The 16,534-nt window shown below is 65.1% G+C and carries 12 protein-coding genes and 1 riboswitch; of the genes, 8 read left to right on the forward strand and 4 right to left on the reverse strand.

What is annotated here, in order from left to right:
* Positions 1-62: 62 nt before the first annotated feature.
* A complete protein-coding gene (locus tag LWC34_RS16645) occupies positions 63-293 on the reverse strand; it encodes a hypothetical protein (protein ID WP_233725968.1) in 231 nt (76 codons plus the stop codon).
* A 462-nt stretch (positions 294-755) separates the two neighbouring features.
* Between LWC34_RS16645 and LWC34_RS16650 the strand changes: the two genes are divergently transcribed.
* Positions 756-1,508: an EI24 domain-containing protein gene (locus LWC34_RS16650; protein WP_233725969.1), complete on the forward strand. Its 753-nt coding sequence runs from the start codon at positions 756-758 to the stop codon at positions 1,506-1,508.
* Here the strand turns inward: LWC34_RS16650 and valS are convergent.
* Positions 1,482-3,950 (reverse strand): valine--tRNA ligase, encoded by a 2,469-nt coding sequence (gene valS, locus LWC34_RS16655; protein ID WP_233725970.1) that lies wholly within the window; start codon positions 3,948-3,950, stop codon positions 1,482-1,484. The genes LWC34_RS16650 and valS overlap by 27 nt on opposite strands.
* Before the next feature lie 71 nt (positions 3,951-4,021).
* Here valS and LWC34_RS16660 point away from each other — a divergent pair, with 71 nt between their 5' ends.
* Positions 4,022-5,587, forward strand: coding sequence for an MFS transporter (locus LWC34_RS16660; RefSeq protein WP_233725971.1), 1,566 nt, complete (start codon positions 4,022-4,024; stop codon positions 5,585-5,587).
* On the opposite strand, the gene LWC34_RS16665 is transcribed toward LWC34_RS16660, so the two are convergent.
* Positions 5,584-7,683, reverse strand: coding sequence for a transglycosylase domain-containing protein (locus LWC34_RS16665; RefSeq protein ID WP_233725972.1), 2,100 nt, complete (start codon positions 7,681-7,683; stop codon positions 5,584-5,586). The genes LWC34_RS16660 and LWC34_RS16665 overlap by 4 nt on opposite strands.
* Positions 7,684-7,932: 249 nt before the next feature.
* Entirely contained in the window at positions 7,933-10,254 is a 2,322-nt protein-coding gene (metE, locus tag LWC34_RS16670) for a 5-methyltetrahydropteroyltriglutamate--homocysteine S-methyltransferase (protein ID WP_372496504.1), read from the reverse strand.
* 36 nt (positions 10,255-10,290) lie between these two features.
* Positions 10,291-10,505, reverse strand: a riboswitch (cobalamin riboswitch).
* A 94-nt stretch (positions 10,506-10,599) separates the two neighbouring features.
* On the opposite strand from metE, the gene LWC34_RS16675 reads away from it, so the two are divergent.
* The 6 genes from LWC34_RS16675 to LWC34_RS16700 all read left to right on the forward strand — a co-directional run bounded on the left by LWC34_RS16675 (position 10,600) and on the right by LWC34_RS16700 (position 16,471).
* The gene (locus LWC34_RS16675) at positions 10,600-11,676 is read left to right on the forward strand and encodes a substrate-binding domain-containing protein (RefSeq protein ID WP_233725974.1); all 1,077 of its coding nucleotides are present in this window, start codon (positions 10,600-10,602) and stop codon (positions 11,674-11,676) included.
* Between the two features lie 137 nt (positions 11,677-11,813).
* Entirely contained in the window at positions 11,814-13,082 is a 1,269-nt protein-coding gene (locus tag LWC34_RS16680; RefSeq protein WP_233725975.1) for an ABC transporter substrate-binding protein, read from the forward strand.
* Between the two features lie 11 nt (positions 13,083-13,093).
* Positions 13,094-14,044: a carbohydrate ABC transporter permease gene (locus LWC34_RS16685; RefSeq protein ID WP_233725976.1), complete on the forward strand. Its 951-nt coding sequence runs from the start codon at positions 13,094-13,096 to the stop codon at positions 14,042-14,044.
* Positions 14,041-14,877 (forward strand): carbohydrate ABC transporter permease, encoded by an 837-nt coding sequence (locus LWC34_RS16690; RefSeq protein ID WP_233725977.1) that lies wholly within the window; start codon positions 14,041-14,043, stop codon positions 14,875-14,877. Before LWC34_RS16685 ends, LWC34_RS16690 begins: the two co-directional genes overlap by 4 nt.
* Positions 14,874-15,857: a hydroxyacid dehydrogenase gene (locus LWC34_RS16695; RefSeq protein ID WP_233725978.1), complete on the forward strand. Its 984-nt coding sequence runs from the start codon at positions 14,874-14,876 to the stop codon at positions 15,855-15,857. The genes LWC34_RS16690 and LWC34_RS16695 overlap by 4 nt, the downstream gene beginning before the upstream one ends.
* Before the next feature lie 77 nt (positions 15,858-15,934).
* A complete protein-coding gene (locus LWC34_RS16700) occupies positions 15,935-16,471 on the forward strand; it encodes an N-acetylmuramoyl-L-alanine amidase (protein WP_233725979.1) in 537 nt (178 codons plus the stop codon).
* The last annotated feature ends 63 nt before the right edge of the window (positions 16,472-16,534 follow it).

Here is a 16,534-nt window from a genome sequence, read left to right on the forward strand (position 1 = left end):
CCTCGCCAGACACACGTGTCCCGCCTGTGACGGAACCGGGCGCCGTGAGGGTGTTCTTATCTTCACGGCATCCAACGCCAATGCCGGGAGTTGTCGGTTTGCTGGTCGGCCGTGGCCGGACCGGTGTTCGGGTCGACGACCTGCGGGTGTGCCTGGCCACACAGCACGGAGACCGCGGCGGCCGCAGTGAGGAGCGTTGCCGAACTCGGCGCGGGTAGTAAGGCCGGCGCGAGGGGAAGATTCGGTGCGTTCAATGCCGTCAAGGTGGCCTTGACGGCATTGAATCCCGTCACAGGTGTGGTGAATGGGGCAGGTGTGACTGCTGGAACATCCGGGTGTCCACAGTAGAATCCCAGGTGTCCCACGGGCCCCTTGTGACACACGCGTCACCTTTCCCTGTGTCCCGAACGCCACGGTGGGGAGAATCTCGCCGACCAGCGAGGCGCACCCGCGACTCAAGATCAACGTGGGTACCCGGGGCACGTGCAGCCCTAAAACTCCTGGCATTGCCGCTGGACGCCCCAAACAGGCCCTCACGAACAGTCGTGGACGTGACCAGAGCGTCAGCACCATGTGAGGCAGTCCACCCGTCGAGGACGAGCCCCGTTCGGGTCACCCTGGCCCAGCTCAGATTGAGCTTGGCTAGCGGCATCCGGATCCGCCGAAGAGACCCGGCAACCTTACGAAACAAGCCACTCGAAGATGACTGTCCCTCGCCCGGAACCATCGAGGCTGGCACTGATAGAACTACGCGCGTGCGCGACTTCGTCAAGGGTGTGGGGATGTTCGGGCGGGGGTTGGGCATCCTGCTCCGGCGGCCCAAGCTGCTGCTGATCGGGGCGATACCGGCTGTCGTGACAGCTCTGCTGCTCGCGGGTGGGCTCTGGGCGCTAGTGGTGTGGATCGACGATCTCGCCATCTGGGTCACGCCGTTTGCCGATGACTGGTCGTCAGGGTGGCAGTCGACCATCCGGATCGCGGCTGGGGTCGTGATGTTCGCGGCCGCGGTGGCCCTTGGGTTGATCACCTTCTCGGCCTTGACGCTGGCTATTGGCGCGCCGTTCTACGAGTACATCGCCGAGAAGGTCGAGGATGACCTTGGTGGCGTGCCCAATGCGGTCGATCTGCCGTGGTGGCGGTTGTTGGGGATGGGGATCAGGGACGGCGTTCTGCTCGTCCTGTGGTCGTTGATGTACACGATCCCGCTGTTCTTCGCAGGTTTCATTCCGTTTGTCGGGCAGTTTGTCGTGCCGGTGATTTTGGCATTCGTCGTGGCGTGGTTCCTGGCGCTCGAACTCGTCGCGGTGCCGTTCTACCGGCGCGGGATGGCGGTGAAGCAGGTACGCGCGCACCTGAAGAAGCGCCGCATGCTCGCGTGGGGCCTGGGGCTGCCCGCGTCACTGCTGTGCGCCATCCCGCTGCTGGCGATCGTGGTCATGCCGATCGCGTTCGTCGGCGGCGTGCTCGTCGCCCGCGAGGTGCTAAGCCAGGCTCACCTCGACGCGTAGGTCGGCCGCCGCCTGGACATCCAGCGACGCGATGTTCCCGGCCGCGGCCAGGTCCGGGCCGATCGACTTGATCACCTCAAGTTGAGCGGTCGGGGCGAACACGGCCACCTTGGACACTTCGGCCTTCATGGACAGTTTCGCGGCCGACTTCTCCCTGCGCACCACCGTGATCACCGAGCTGGCCAAGTCAAGAGCGGCGCCATCGGCCGAGGCACCGCCGCAAACAGGCCAACCAGCGGCGTGCACGGACGAAGAATGCCACCACGACCACGCCTCCTCCGCGCTGTACGGAAGGAAAGGCGCGAACAAACGCAGCAAAGTCTCCAGTGCCGTACGCAAAGCCAACCGCGCCGAGTCCGCATCTCCTGAAGCGCCGTAAGCCCGCTGCTTGACCAGTTCGACGTAGTCGTCGCAGAAAACCCAGAAGAACCGCTCGGTCCGCTCCAAAGCAGTCGTGTACTCGAACGCATCGAGAGCCGAAGTCGCTTGGCGCACAACGTCATCCAGCACCGCGAGCATCGCGACATCGAGTGCGGGGGTAACCCGGGCGTCGGCACCGGGAGCGGGGAACGAAAGCACGAACTTGGCCGCGTTCAACAGCTTCGTCGCCAGCCGACGGCCGATCTTCATCTGCCCCTGGTCGAACGTGGTGTCCGTGCCCGGCCGCCCGCTGGCCGCCCAGTACCGGACCGCGTCCGGGCTGTACTGGTCGAGCAGGCCCATCGGCGTCACGACATTGCCCTTGGACTTGCTCATCTTCTTGCGGTCCGGATCAAGGATCCAGCCGGACAAAGCCGCATGCCGCCATGGCAACGTGTCCGCGCGCAAGATCGTCGCGAACAGCCAGGTCCGGATGATGTCGTGCGCCTGCGGCCGCAGATCCATCGGATACGTCAACGCGTACAACCCGGGATCCGACTCCCAGCCACAGACAATCCGCGGAGACAGCGAAGAGGTCGCCCACGTGTCCATCACGTCCGGCTCACCGACAAAACCACCAGGCTCCCCGCGTTGCGAAGCCGTATACCCAGGGGGCACATCAGAGGACGGATCAACCGGCAGCGACGATTCATCGGGCAGGATCAACGAGCCGAGTTCCCCCTGATCGTCCACCGCGTACCACACCGGAAAAGGCACTCCGAAGTACCGTTGCCGAGAGATCAACCAGTCGCCGTTGAGGCCACGAACCCAGTCGTCGTAACGAACCTTGAGCCCAACCGGATGCCATTGCAGTTCCGATCCACGCGCCAAAAGCACGTCCTGATGCGCGATCGACCGGATGAACCACTGCTTGCTGGCAACAATCTCAAGCGGCTTGTCGCCCTTCTCATAGAAAGCCACCGGGCGAACGATCGGCCGCGGCTCACCGTCAAGCGCGCCAGAAGAACGCAACATGGCCACGACCCGTTCCCGAGCAGTGTGCACGGTCGCGCCAACAAGCTGTTGATACGCCTCAGCGGCAACCCCCTCAGGAGCGTCTGGCAGGATCCGCCCATCGCGGCCGATAATCGTGCGCGTAGGCAGCTTCAGCTCACGCCACCAGCGCACATCGGTCAAATCGCCGAACGTGCAACACATCGCGATACCGGCGCCGCGATCCGGCTCCGCATCCTCATGCGCCAGAACAGGAATCTCCACACCGAACACCGGTGAGGTGACCGTGGTGCCAACCAAATGCCGATACCGCGAATCGTCCGGATGCGCGATCAAAGCGACACAGGCAGGCAGCAACTCGGGCCGAGTCGTCTCGATGTACAACGGCGCACCAGCCGGAGTACGAAAGCCGATGCGATGCCACGCACCAGGATGATCCCGAAACTCAACCTCCGCTTGAGCCACAGCGGTCCGGAAACCGACGTCCCACAACGTCGGCGCCGAAGACTGATACGCCTCCCCTGCCTGCAACTGACGCAGGAACGCCAACTGCGAAACACGCTGCGCACGAGCCCCGATCGTCGTGTACGTCATCGACCAGTCGACCGACAAGCCGAGCTTGCGCCACAGCTGCTCGAACGCCTTCTCGTCCTCGATGGTAAGCCGTTCGCAGAGCTCGACGAAATTACGCCGGGAAATATCCTGAACGTTCTTGTTCCCGGGCGCGGGCGCCACGAACGAGGGGTCGTAAGGCAACGAAGGATCACATCGGACACCGAAGTAGTTCTGCACGCGGCGTTCGGTCGGCAGGCCGTTGTCGTCCCAGCCCATCGGATAGAAAACGTGCTTTCCGCGCATCCGCTGATATCGCGCGATGATGTCGGTATGGGTGTAGGAGAACACGTGCCCGACGTGCAGTGACCCGCTGACTGTCGGCGGTGGCGTGTCGATCGAGAATACGTCGGCGCGCTGTTCCGGGGCGTCGAACCGGTACTGGCCCGCCGCCTCCCATCGCTCCGACCATTTCTCGGCCAACCCGTCCAGCGACGGTCGTTCTGGGACACTCATAAGGGCCAAGGTTAGCCGCGCCACGCTGGCTCACCGAGTGAATATGGCCGCGGCGAGGCAAGATGCCAGCCATGACCGCACCTTCCGCGTGGGCGCCGATGCGCCGTGCCGCATACCGTGCGCTGTGGATCGCCCAGTTCGCGTCGAACATCGGCACGTGGGCGCAGACCGTCGGCGCCCAGTGGCTGATGGGTGACCTCGGCGGCACCGACTTGCAGGTCGCGCTCGTCCAGGCGGCCACAACGCTGCCGGTGTTCCTGCTGGTCGTGCCGTCTGGCGCGCTCGGCGACATCCTCGACCGGCGCAAGGTGCTGATGTTCGGCCAGGCGCTGATGCTCATTGGCGCGGGAGCGCTGATGATACTGACGACGACCGACGTCACCACGCCGACCATATTGCTGCTGCTGATCGCGTTGATGGGTGTCGGGCAGGCCGCGTCGATGCCGTCGTTCCAGGCGATCCAGCCTGAACTGGTGCCGCGCGACGAGATTCCGCAGGCGGCGTTGCTCAACGGCGTCAACATGAACGTCGGCCGGGCGATCGGTCCGGCGCTGGGTGGCGCGCTGATCGCGGCCGCCGGGCCGGAAGCGACCTTCGCGTTCAACACGGTCTCGTTCGTTGGCGTGCTGCTGGTGCTCGGATTCTGGCGACGTCCGGCGGACAAACAGCCCATGGGCGCCGAGCACATTCTCACCGCGGTACGCAGTGGCGCCCGATACGTCCGCAGTTCGCCCGCGTACGCCCGAGTTCTGGTGCGCTGCGCGCTGTTTGTGACGTTCGCCAGTGGACTGTGGGCGCTGCTGCCCGCGATCGCCCGCGGCTCGCTCGGCCTCAACGCGAGCGGTTACGGCCTCCTGCTCGGCAGCGTCGGCACGGGCGCGATCGTTGGCGCGTTCCTCGTGCCGAGAATGCTGCGGACCATCGGCAAGAACATGGTGATCACCCTCGCGACCTGTGCGTACGCCCTCACGACGGCGATCGCGGGGATCACGACGTCGATCCCGCTGGCCATCGTGGCGATGCTCATCACCGGCACGGGCTGGATCGCGGTGTTGTCCACGTTCAACGCCGAGGCGCAGGTGCTGCTGCCCGCGTGGACTCGTGCGCGCGCCTTGGCCTACTACCAACTGATCCTGATGGGCGGGCAGGCCATCGGCGCGGTGCTGTGGGGTGCCGTGGCCAGCGTGCTGGACCTGCGTTGGGCAATGATCATCCCGGCGATCGCGATGGCGTTGGCCGCGTTCTACGCGCTACGAAAACTGCCGCTGACCGAACAGCAATTGGACGTCACGCCCGCGAGCGTCTGGGACGAGCCACCTCAGGGACCCGACGAGAAAGACGGGCCAGTCCTCGTGACGCTGGAATGGCATGTCACGGAAGCCAACGCCGCCGAGTTCGCCGACGTCATGCAACGAGTCGGCCGTTCCCGGCGACGGACCGGCGCGTCCATGTGGGGGCTGTTTCAGGACGCCGAGGCGCCCGAGCTGTTCCTTGAGACGTTCGTACTCGCGACCTGGCAGGAACACCTACGGCAGCACCTCGAGCGAGGTACTGCCGTAGATGCCAACGTCCAGCAGCGAGCCAGGGACCTTGCGCAGGGAAATCCCCAGGTCCGGCACCTGATCTGGGCGCTTTAGCCCATGTACTTCGGGTCACCGGGTGGCAGCGGAACCGGGCGGATGTCCTTGTGCAGCGGTTTCATCGCCTCGAACCAGGTCTCCGCGGGGACCTTGCCGCCGTAGATGTTGCCGGTTCTGCACAGGGTGGGCCGGGCGCCGTCGCAGATCGGCTTCGGCGAGTCGCCGTCACTGAAGGTCATCACCGCACCGGCCAGGTTCGGGGTCGCGCCGATGAAGCCAGCGGACTGGTGGATCTGGGTGGTGCCGGTCTTGGCGACCATCTGCCGGCCGTCCCAGCCCATCCGGTTGGCCGCGCCAGCCGCCGTGCCGCTGATCGTGTCCTGGCTCATCCCCTGGCCAAGGCTGCGTGCCAGGCCGGGCTCGACGGCCTGATCGCAGGACGGCTCGTTGACCGTGACCGGCTTGCCGTCGCGGTCGGTGAGCTGCTCGATCGGGCTCGGCGGGCACCACTTGCCGTCGCTGACAATCGTGGCGGCGACGTTGGCCAGCTCGAGCACACTGGTCACGGTCACGCCAAGGGTGAACGAGCCGATCTTGCTGTCCTTCACCCACTGTTCCTGGCTGATCCGCTGATCCGCCTTCTTGGCGTTCGGGTCCGGCTTCTCGCCGCCACTGTTGACCGTCTGCATGCTGTCGCGCAGTCCCAGCCGCACGGACATGTCGACCACGTTGTTGAGGCCTGCGCGCTCCTCAAGGATCACGAAACCGGTGTTGGGCGACTTCGCGAGCGCCTGCTGCAGAGTCATCTGCGTGTCACCGGCACTGCTGTCGTTCGTGACCGTGTACGCCTTGCCCCCGTTTTTGTAGATGGGCGAGGTGTACGACGCGGGAACGTTGACCGTGTCCAGAACACCGACGCCCTTCTCCATCGCCGCGGCCGCCGTGAAGACCTTGTAGATCGAACCGGCGCCGAACCGGGTGATCGTGCTGGGCAGGCGGTACGCCGTCTGGCCCTTCGACGCGTCGACACCGAAGTCACGGTTGGCCACCAGAGCCCGGACCGGGTGCTTGTCGCTGCCCGGTTCGACGATCGCCATCACGTTGGCGATGCCCGGCGTGTTCTTGGCGACCTGGTTCTCCGCGGCCTTCTTGGCCTGCTCCGTGGCGACCGGGTCCATCGTGGTCTTGATGACGTACCCGCCGCGCTTCAGCTGATTCTTGGAGAAACCGGCCTTGGCCAGGTAATCCAGCACGTACCCGCAGAAGAACCCGGTGGTGGTGCCGCCGGAGAGGTTGCCGCAGTCGTTCGGCCGGTTGTTACGTCCCTCGACCAGGCCAAGAGGTGCCTTCTTGGCAGCGTCGGCCGCGGCCGGGCCCTCCTTGAGGAAACCGGTCGCCAGCATCCGATCGATCACCAGGTTGCGCCGCTCAAGGCCCTGGACCGGGTCTTTCAGCAGCGTGCTCGGCTTGTTGACCAGCCCGGCGAGGAACGCGGACTGCGGCAGGGTGAGCTTGTCCGGCGTGGTGTCGAAGTAGGTGCGTGCCGCGGCCTTGATGCCGTACACGTTGCCACCGAAGGGAACCAGGTTGAGGTACCGAACCAGGATCTCGTCCTTGGTCATCAGCCGCTCGATCTCAAGGGCGAGCTTGGCCTCACGGATCTTGCGTGCCGGGCTGTGCGCCATGGCCTCCTTGCGCCCGGCCTCGTCGGTCGCGACGACGAACGCGAGGTAGTTCTTCACGTACTGCTGGGTCAGCGTCGAGCCACCACCGGCCGACTCGTTGGCGATGAACCCGCCGACCGCCTTGAGGCTGCGCTGGGTGTCCAGTCCTTTGTGCTCGTAGAACCGGTGATCCTCGATGCCGACGATCGCGTCGCGCATGTGCTGCGGGATCTCCTCCGGCTTGGCGATCTCGCGGTCCTGGTCGTAGAGGTACGCGATCGGCTGGCCGTTGCGGTCGAGGATCGTGCTGCCCAACGGCAGATCCGCCGCCACCAGATCCGCGGGCACAGCCGCGATGGTGTCACTGACGCGGTTCGCCGCCACCCCCATTCCCCCGACGTACGGGAACAGGATGGCCGCGAGCACGACACCCGCGGTCACGCACAACGCCAACAACTTGCCGAGCGCCTTCGCCTGAGAGGCGGCCACACCAAACCCCAATCACCCGTGAAGATCGTTCCCCATGTAATAGATGCACCAACACCCCGTAAAGTTGCTTCGTCGCGGCATCCGTGATCCAGACAACGAAATTCCCCAGGTGTCGCCTAACATCGATCTCACACGGATCCGCTGAACGACGCCTTTTCCAGTGCCGCGGCGCAGGATGGCGAGGATAGCGGGCCCCTCGTGAGTGGTTAGCAGGGTTAGAACACGGCTAACCACTCACGAGGGCTTTCATCACAGGTGCGCGCGAACCTTCTTCGCGGCAGCCACCAGGTTGCGCAGGGCTGCCTCGGTTTCCGCGTAGCCGCGCGTCTTCAGGCCGCAGTCTGGGTTGGCCCACACGCGTTTCGCGGGAACCGCACGGACAGCGGCTTGTAGCAGTTCGGTCATTTCGGACTCGCTTGGCACGCGAGGTGAGTGAATGTCGTACACACCTGGGCCGACACCGCGGCTGTATCCGATGGCCGCGAGATCGTCGAGGACCTCCATCTTGGATCGTGCCGCTTCGATGGTGGTGACGTCGGCTTCCAGGCCGTCGATGGCCTCGATGACGTCACCGAACTCCGAGTAGCACAGGTGCGTGTGGATCTGCGTCGCCGCCGCAGCACCGGACGTTGCCAGCCGGAAGGATCCGACCGCCCAATCCAGGTACGCTTTTCGATCCTCGGCACGCAGTGGCAGCAGTTCGCGCAACGCGGGCTCGTCCACCTGGATGATGCCGATCCCGGCAGCCGCCAAGTCGGCGATCTCCTCGCGCAACGCCAGCGCGACCTGATCCGCTGTCACGCCAAGGGGTTGGTCATCGCGTACGAACGACCACGCCAGGATGGTCACCGGGCCGGTGAGCATTCCCTTGACTGGCTTGGTTGTCAGGGACTGGGCGTACGTGCTCCACTCCACTGTCATGGGCGCGGCACGGGATACGTCGCCGTGCAGGATCGGCGGGCGCACGCATCGCGATCCGTAGGACTGCACCCAGCCGTTGTCGGTGAACGCGAAGCCGTCCAGCAGTTCGCCGAAGTACTGGACCATGTCGTTACGTTCGGGTTCGCCGTGGACGAGGACATCGAGGCCGATGTCCTCCTGGAACCGGATCACCCGCTCGATCTCGGCCCGCATCCGGTCGGCGTATCCGGCCCCGTCGAGGCGTCCGGCCCGCAGATCCGCCCTGGCTTTGCGGACTTCACCGGTCTGCGGGAAGGATCCGATCGTCGTGGTGGCCAGCGGCGGCAGACCCCAGCGTCCACTCTGGACCTCGGCCCGTTCGGCGTAGGGCGCGCGCCGACGGTGTTCTGGCCGCAGAGAGGCGATTTCAGCCCGGACCCGCTCGTCGCGCCTGGCTTGTTCGACGCCCTTGCGCACGGCTTCGCCCGCGGCGACGAGTTCCTTGACCAACATGGGATCGTTGCGTTTCAGCGCCTTGCCGAGCACCACGACCTCGTCGACCTTCTGGCGCGCGAACGCCAGCCGTGCCGCCACATCCGGGTCGAGCGACTTCTCCGCTGCCAGGTCGTAGGGCACGTGCAGGAGCGAGCAGGACGTCGACACCGCGAGCTCGCCGACGGATCCCAGCAGCTGGGCGCAGCGTGACGCGGCCGCGCTGAGGTCGGTGCGCCAGATGTTGCGGCCGTCCACCACCCCAGCGACGACTGTTTTGTCACGAAACCCGAGGGTTGACGGAATTCGTTCGGCGACGTTGGGCCCGGCGACCAGGTCAACCGCGATCCCGTCAACCGCGGTGTCCGCGAGGACCGGCAACGCGGGGCCGAAGTCGCCGAAATACCCAGCCACCAACAGTTTCGGCCGCTGCGGCAGGCCGGACAATTTGTCGTACGCACGACGCAGCGCCGCCAGTTCCTCGTCGGTTCGGTCAGCGACGAACGCGGGCTCGTCCAGCTGCACCCATTGCGCGCCCGCGCCCGCCAGCAGGCCGAGCAGTTCGGCGTAGCACTCCAGCAACTCGTCAATCAGCTCAAGCCGTCCCTCCCCTTTGGACAGCAGCAGGAAGGTCACCGGCCCGAGCAGGACGGGCCGCGTGTCCACGCCCAACGACTTCGCCTCGAGATACTCGGCGACGGGCTTGTCCCCGGTCAGCGCGAACTTGGTGTCCGGGCCGAGCTCGGGCACAAGGTAGTGGTAGTTGGTGTCGAACCACTTCGTGAGCTCCAGCGCGCCGACGCTGTCGCGGCCGCGGGCCATCGCGAAGTAGGTGTCCAGCCCGGTCAGGCCGAGATCGCGATACCGCTGCGGGATCGCGTCGAACAGCATCGCGGTGTCCAGCACCTGGTCGTAGTAGGAAAAGGTGTTTGACGGCACCGAGTCAAGGCCACTCGCGGCCAGTTCGGCCCACGTCGACACGCGCAGATCCCGTGCGACCGCGCGCAACGCGGGCGCCTCGATCTCACCGGCCCAGTATTCCTCCAACGCGCGCTTGAGTTCCCGCCGCGGACCAATCCGCGGATAACCAAGCACCGTCGACCCTATTGGGGACAAAGCTCTCTCCTCGCGAGCTCTTGAACCCCACGAGCAGCAGCGCACGCGAAGGAAACGCCGCATGAGCCCGCCCGAGAGGCTCCGGACCACCACGCACCGGCGGTACGTGCACTAGTGGCAGGTCTTCGGACTCGCGGGCACACACCTCGGACCTACTGGCCGTCGCTTCCCAGACTTTCGCCCAGTGCTTGATGACGGCGGTCGTTCCCGCTCACCGCTGCGGGGCAGTCCCGGATTCCCACCGGGTTCCCTCTTGCCTCGCCGCACCACGGGATGTGACCGAGGCACAGCGAACCACCAGCATTCGCGAGCCTAGCCCGGATTGGCTCAGCCCAGACGTCGGGCTTGGTAAGCCGAGCATGCGATCGATATGCTTCCGGTCAAGCGATCAAACGAACAGGATGGGTCATGCGGCAACCTGGCAGCGTGCGGCGGCAGCGCATCCTCGCGATGGTCAGCTCCCGTGGCGCTGCCCGGGTGAGCGATCTGGCCGAGGAGCTGGAAGTCTCGATCGTCACGGCCCGGCGCGACGTCGAAGAGCTCGCCCGAGCGGGCAAACTACGTCGTGGCCATGGGGTCGCTCGATCGATCGTGCCGGTCGAGACGCCTGCGGACCCCGTACCCGCGGATGAGCGGGCGATCGCGATCATGGTTCCTGAACGGCATACCTATCTCTACGAGACCCTGCATGGCGCTCGCTCCACATTGGAGGAGGCCGGAATGCGGGTGGTGCTGCACATCACGCCGAAAGACACGGGCGTCGAGCAGTCGTTGGCCGAACGGGCGTTGGCGGACAACCCGCAGGGACTGTTGATCGCACCGCGCTGGCGGACCGCCGAGGACCAGGAAGCGGCCTGGACCTGGCTCGGGGACGTCGGTGTGCCGATGGTGATCATGGAACGACGGCCGCTCACCGGCAGCATGCTGCACGCGGTCGACTCCGTGTGCTCCGATCACTGGTACGGGGTCTGTCTCGCGGTCGAGCACCTGGTTGGGCTTGGGCATCGGCGGATCGTGCTTGCCGCGCGCGACGACAGCCCGACCGCGCGGGCCATCCGTGCCGCGTTCGTGCAGATCGTGGCCGATCGTCCGGAGATCGAGGACGCGACTGTGGTGCTGAGCAGCCGGGGCGCGGGCATCGACCCGGCACAGGAGCCGCCGGATTTCGCCGGTGTTCTGCGTGAGCACCGGGCGACGGCGGCGATCCTGCATGGCGACGAGGACGCGTTGATGCTCGTCCAGCAGCTGGCCGAGGCCGGTATCCGGGTGCCGCAGGATTGTTCGGTCGTTGCGTACGACGATGTCGTCGCTGCGCTCGGCAGCACTCCGTTGACGGCCGTGGCGCCGCCGAAGGCCGAGGTTGGCCGGGTGGCTGCCGAATTGCTGCTTGAACGACTGAGCAGGCCGGGGTGGGGTCGGCCAAGGCGGATCGAGTTGTTGCCCGATTTGACCGTTCGCGGGTCGACTGATCGTTTGACCGATTAGCTCGGTAGTATTGACCGTTTATCGTTCAGCCGATCAGGATGGCGGGGTCTCGATCCGAGGAGGCACCGTTGCCTTTCATGAGGCCGCCTTTTGTGAGGCCGTCTGTAGTTAGTCGCCGCTCTCTGCTTGCTGGGGCCTTGGCCGTTCCGTTCGCTGGTGCGTGCGCGCCCAGTGCGACGCAGTCCTCGGGCGGGCCTGTGCAGATCACGTTCTGGTCGGCGCTGCGCGGCAGTCAGCCCGTCGTCGACGCGTTCAACAAGAGCCAGAGCAAGATCAAAGTGGTCTTCCAGCAGATCCCTGGCGGTGACCAGGGCGGGTACGCCAAACTCAGCAACGCCGCACGCGCGGGCAACGCGCCGGACATCTGCACGATCGAGTACATGCAGCTGCCGGGATTCGCGATCGACGGCGTGGCAACCGACATCACCGGCTTGATGAGCGACCGGCTGCGCAGCCAGATCGTGCCGCAGGCATGGCAGCTGACCACCTTCGACAACAAGACGTTCTCGGTGCCGTTCGACATCGAGCCGATGGTCATGCACTACCGCAAGGACCTGTTCGAGCAGTACGGGATCAGCGTCCCGCGAACATGGGACGAGTTCGCCGAAGCCGCCCGCAAGGTCCGCGACAAAGCACCGGACAAGCGCATCGCGATCTTCCCGACCGACGGGACCTACAACGTCGCCGCATACGCGTGGCAAGCGGGCGGCCAGTGGTTCGACATCTCCAAGGGCGTCTGGAACGTGTCCATGGCCGACGCGCCGACCCGGCGGATCGCCGAGTACTGGCAGCAGCTGGTCGACGACGGCCTGCTCTGGCTCAACCCCAGCAACGGCAAGCAATACGACGCCCAGATCGGCCAGAGCCTCATCCTCGTCCGGTTCTCGGGCGCATGGGAGGCGGCCGCGCAGATGAAGGCCCGTCCGAAGCAGAAGGGCCAGTGGGCCATCGCGCCGATGCCGCAATGGGACGTCAGCGACGCGGTCGTCGGCACCCAGGGCGGTTCCACGTTCGCGATCAGCAAGGACAGCCGCCACGCGGAAGCCTCGATGGAGTTCATCGAATGGCTTGTCACCCATCCCGACTCGCTGAAAGCCCGGCTCACCAGCGGCGCCAGCAGTGCCTTCCCGGCCGCGCCCGCGTTGATCCCCGTCGGCAGCCAGGCGTTCGACCGGGCTTACTACGGCGGGCAGGACATCTACCGCCTGTTCGACGAGGAGTCGCGCAAGATCAGGGACGGCTGGGTCTGGGGTCCGCGGATGTCGGCGACCCAGCGAGTGATGAACGACGGGATGGCTCGGATGAGCGCTGGCGGCACCATCATCGAGGCACTGCGGCACGCACAAAGCGGAACCATGCCCGACCTGAAAGCGCTCGGTCTGTCCACTTCGGAAAACAGCAGCTGAGAGGAGGAGCCATGACGCTGACCGCATCCCCGCCCCGTATCCCCAAACCCGCGGTGAAGCCCGAGACGAAGGCCACGACCCGGCGACGGGAGAAGCGCGCGGGCGCCGTGCTCATGGCGCCGTTCTTCGCACTGTTCATCATCGTGTTCCTGGTCCCACTGGGCACATCACTGTGGCTGAGTCTGTTCAGTCAGGACGAACCAGGACTGGGCTTCGGTCCTGAACACACAGTCTTCATCGGACTGCGTAGCTACGCTGCCGTGCTGACCGATCCGACCTTCCTCAATGGACTGCTGGTCGTCCTGCTGTACTGCGCCATCTACATCCCGCTGATGGTCGTCGGCGCGCTCGCATTGGCGCTGCTGCTCGATTCCGGGATGGCCAAGCTGACCCGCTGGGCGCAGCTGTCGTTGTTCCTGCCGCACGCGGTTCCCGGCATCATCGCCGCGATCATCTGGCTGTATCTGTACACGCCGGGCTTGAGCCCGATCATCGACCTGTTCGCACAGGCCGACATCACCATCAATTTCCTCGGCCTGAACGCGGTCCTGCCGTCCATTGTGAACATCGCGTTGTGGAGCAACCTCGGCTACAACATGGTGATCTTCTACGCGGCACTGAAAGCCATCCCGACCGAGGTGGTCGAGGCGTCCGTAGTGGACGGCGCGGGCCCTGTCCGCACGGCGGTGTGGGTCAAGACGCCGATGATCCGCGCGTCGATCGTCACGGTCGTGATGTTCACGCTGGTATGGTCGTTGCAGCTGTTCACCGAGCCGGTACTGCTCAACCAGGCCACACCGGCGATCAACTCGCGGTATTCGCCGAACATGTACATCTTCGACGCCGCGTTCACCCGGAACAACTACAGCATGTCCGCCGCGGCAGCGGTGATCCTGCTGGTTTTCACGATCGCCCTGTCCTACTTCGTGACCCGCTGGACAAATCGGCAGGAGGCCTCATGAAACCCCTCCTCGGCCGGACCACCGTCAACATCGTCGTCGGTATCGCGGTGCTCTACACCCTGCTGCCGGTGCTCTGGCTCGTGCTCGCCGCGACGAAGAACACCGACGCGCTGTTCAACAGCGATGTGTTGTCGATCAAGGACTTCTCCCTGTTCGACAACCTCAGCAACGTGTTCACGATCGACAACGGGATCTACGGCCGCTGGTACGTCAACAGCCTCATCTACGCCGTGCTCGGTGCCGCGATCGCGGCGATGATCAGCGTGGCCTGCGGTTACGCCTTCGACAAGTACCAGTCCCGGCACAAGGAGAAGCTTTTCGGCCTGGTGCTCGCCGCGGTGATGGTGCCGCAGACCGTACTCGCGCTGCCGCTGTACCTGATGGCATCGGGAACCGGTCTGGTCAATACCTTTTGGGCAGTCTTCATTCCCCTGTTGTTCAATCCGTTCGGCGTCTACTTGGGACGGGTGTTCAGCCAGGGCTACGTGCCCAATGAGGTACTTGAGGCTGCCCGAATGGACGGCGCCGGTGAGCTGCGGATGTATGCCAGGGTGTCGTTGCGGATGCTCGGGCCCGGGCTGGTCACGATCTTCCTCTTCCAGCTCACCGCGATCTGGAACAACTTCTTCCTGCCGATGGTGATGCTGTCCGACCAGAAGCTCTATCCGGTCAGCCTCGGCCTGTTCCAGTGGACGAGCCAGGCAACGGTGTCGCCGGAGTACTACCCGGTGGTGATCATGGGGTCGTTGCTGGCGATCCTGCCCCTGATCCTCGCTTTCGCCCTGCTGCAAAGGTTCTGGAAATCCGGTCTGACAGCAGGAGCCGTTAAATGACACTTCCTCGTACCGCGCTCGCGATGGAAACCGACGCCGCGGACGCGGTATTCACCCCGGCCGCGTTGACCGCGCTTGGTGAAGTCTGCGATCTCGCGCCGGGGCTCATCACGGATTTCGGCAGCGCACATGAGGTCCTGCGGGACGTCGAGGTCCTGGTCACCGGGTGGGGATGTCCACCGATCGACGAGGAAGTGCTGTCCAATTCGCCCAAGCTGCGTGCGATCGTGCACGCCGCCGGGTCGGTTCGCGGGCACGTGACCGAGGCATGCTGGGAACGTGGAATCCTGGTCTCCTCAGCGGCTTCGGCCAACGCGTTGCCGGTCGCCGAGTACACACTGGCGATGATCCTGTTGTCCGGCAAGCGAGTCCTGGAACGCGCCCACGAGCTGCGCACCAGCCGGACCCGTGACTACTGGCTGGCCACTCCGCAGTCCATCGGGAACTACGGCCGCACGGTCGGCATCCTGTCGGCGTCGATGATCGGCCGACGCGTGATCGAACTGCTGCGCCCCTTCGACTTCAAGGTCCTGCTGCACGATCCATATGCGACTGACGCGGCCGAGCTCGGCGTCACCGCTGTCAGCATCGAAGAGCTGTTCGCCAGCAGTGATGTGGTCAGCGTACACACTCCCCTACTGCCCGAAACCCGCGGCCTGGTACGCCGTTCGTTGATCTTCTCGATGCGCAAGGACGCGGTGCTGATCAATACCGCCCGCGGGGCGGTGGTGGACCAGGAGGCGTTGCTCGACGCCGAGCACATCCGCGCGATCCTTGACGTGACCGATCCAGATGTTCTGCCTCCGCAGCACCCCCTGTGGCAGCGGGAAAACATCATCATCACCCCCCACCTCGCCGGTTCGCAGGGCAACGAATGGCAGCGCCTTGCCTCTTTGGCCAGTACCGAAGTGCGGCGGTACGCGGCCGGGGAGCCATTCGCTTTTTCGGTGTTGCGCGAACGATTCGACCAATTGGCCTGACCGCTTTCTCGACAGGTTCGACCATGCGGGGTACGTCTAGTAGTCCGGGTGGAACCAATACAGTTCGAGGTGGGCATATGGGTACGGCTCCGCGCGTCATTCTTCGCGGTGAATGGGGTGCGAAACACGACAATGGGGCCGGTTCAGCGCCGGTTCCCGCAGCCGAGGTGTGGCTACACCACTCGGTCACGGCAGCGCCCGACGTAGTGCCGCCGTTCGATGACGACTATGCGGCCGTCCGTGCGTTGGAGGAGATCGGCGAACGAAGCTTCGGCAAGGGTATTGCCTATACCTGGCTGATCACGCCTGCCGGGCTGATCTTCGAAGGCCACTCGCACGACCGGCTCGGCACGCACACGGGCGGGCGTAACTCCAAATCGCGCGCGATCTGTTTTGTCGGCGACTACGACAACCAAAAGCCGACCACCGCACAGATCCAAGCGGCCGCGTGGCTGCTGCAGGAAGCCAAGAGCCATGGCTGGATCAAAAACGCCCGGCTCGACGGCGGCCACCGTGACGTGAAAGCCACGACTTGTCCGGGAGACCACGCCTACGAGGCCATCGAGTCGATCAACACCCTCGCAGCCGGGCCGTCCGTCACCGAGATCGACTGAGGTCCCCTCGTGAGTGTTTTCGCCGGTCTGGTGTTTTAACGTTCCGGGTGGTTGATCTTTGAC

The sequence above is a fragment of the Kibdelosporangium philippinense genome, from assembly GCF_021390435.2.
Classification (GTDB): domain Bacteria; phylum Actinomycetota; class Actinomycetes; order Mycobacteriales; family Pseudonocardiaceae; genus Kibdelosporangium; species Kibdelosporangium philippinense.

Excerpts from the sequence above, each read along its gene's own strand:
- LWC34_RS16690 (WP_233725977.1), top strand. The coding sequence starts at position 14,041 with ATGAAACCCCTCCTCGGCCGGACCACCGTCAACATCGTCGTCGGTATC.
- LWC34_RS16675 (WP_233725974.1), top strand. The coding sequence starts at position 10,600 with ATGCGGCAACCTGGCAGCGTGCGGCGGCAGCGCATCCTCGCGATGGTC.
- LWC34_RS16700 (WP_233725979.1), top strand. The coding sequence starts at position 15,935 with ATGGGTACGGCTCCGCGCGTCATTCTTCGCGGTGAATGGGGTGCGAAA.
- LWC34_RS16660 (WP_233725971.1), top strand. The coding sequence starts at position 4,022 with ATGACCGCACCTTCCGCGTGGGCGCCGATGCGCCGTGCCGCATACCGT.
- LWC34_RS16695 (WP_233725978.1), top strand. The coding sequence starts at position 14,874 with ATGACACTTCCTCGTACCGCGCTCGCGATGGAAACCGACGCCGCGGAC.
- valS (WP_233725970.1), bottom strand. The coding sequence starts at position 3,950 with ATGAGTGTCCCAGAACGACCGTCGCTGGACGGGTTGGCCGAGAAATGG.
- LWC34_RS16685 (WP_233725976.1), top strand. The coding sequence starts at position 13,094 with ATGACGCTGACCGCATCCCCGCCCCGTATCCCCAAACCCGCGGTGAAG.
- metE (WP_372496504.1), bottom strand. The coding sequence starts at position 10,254 with ATGCGGCGTTTCCTTCGCGTGCGCTGCTGCTCGTGGGGTTCAAGAGCT.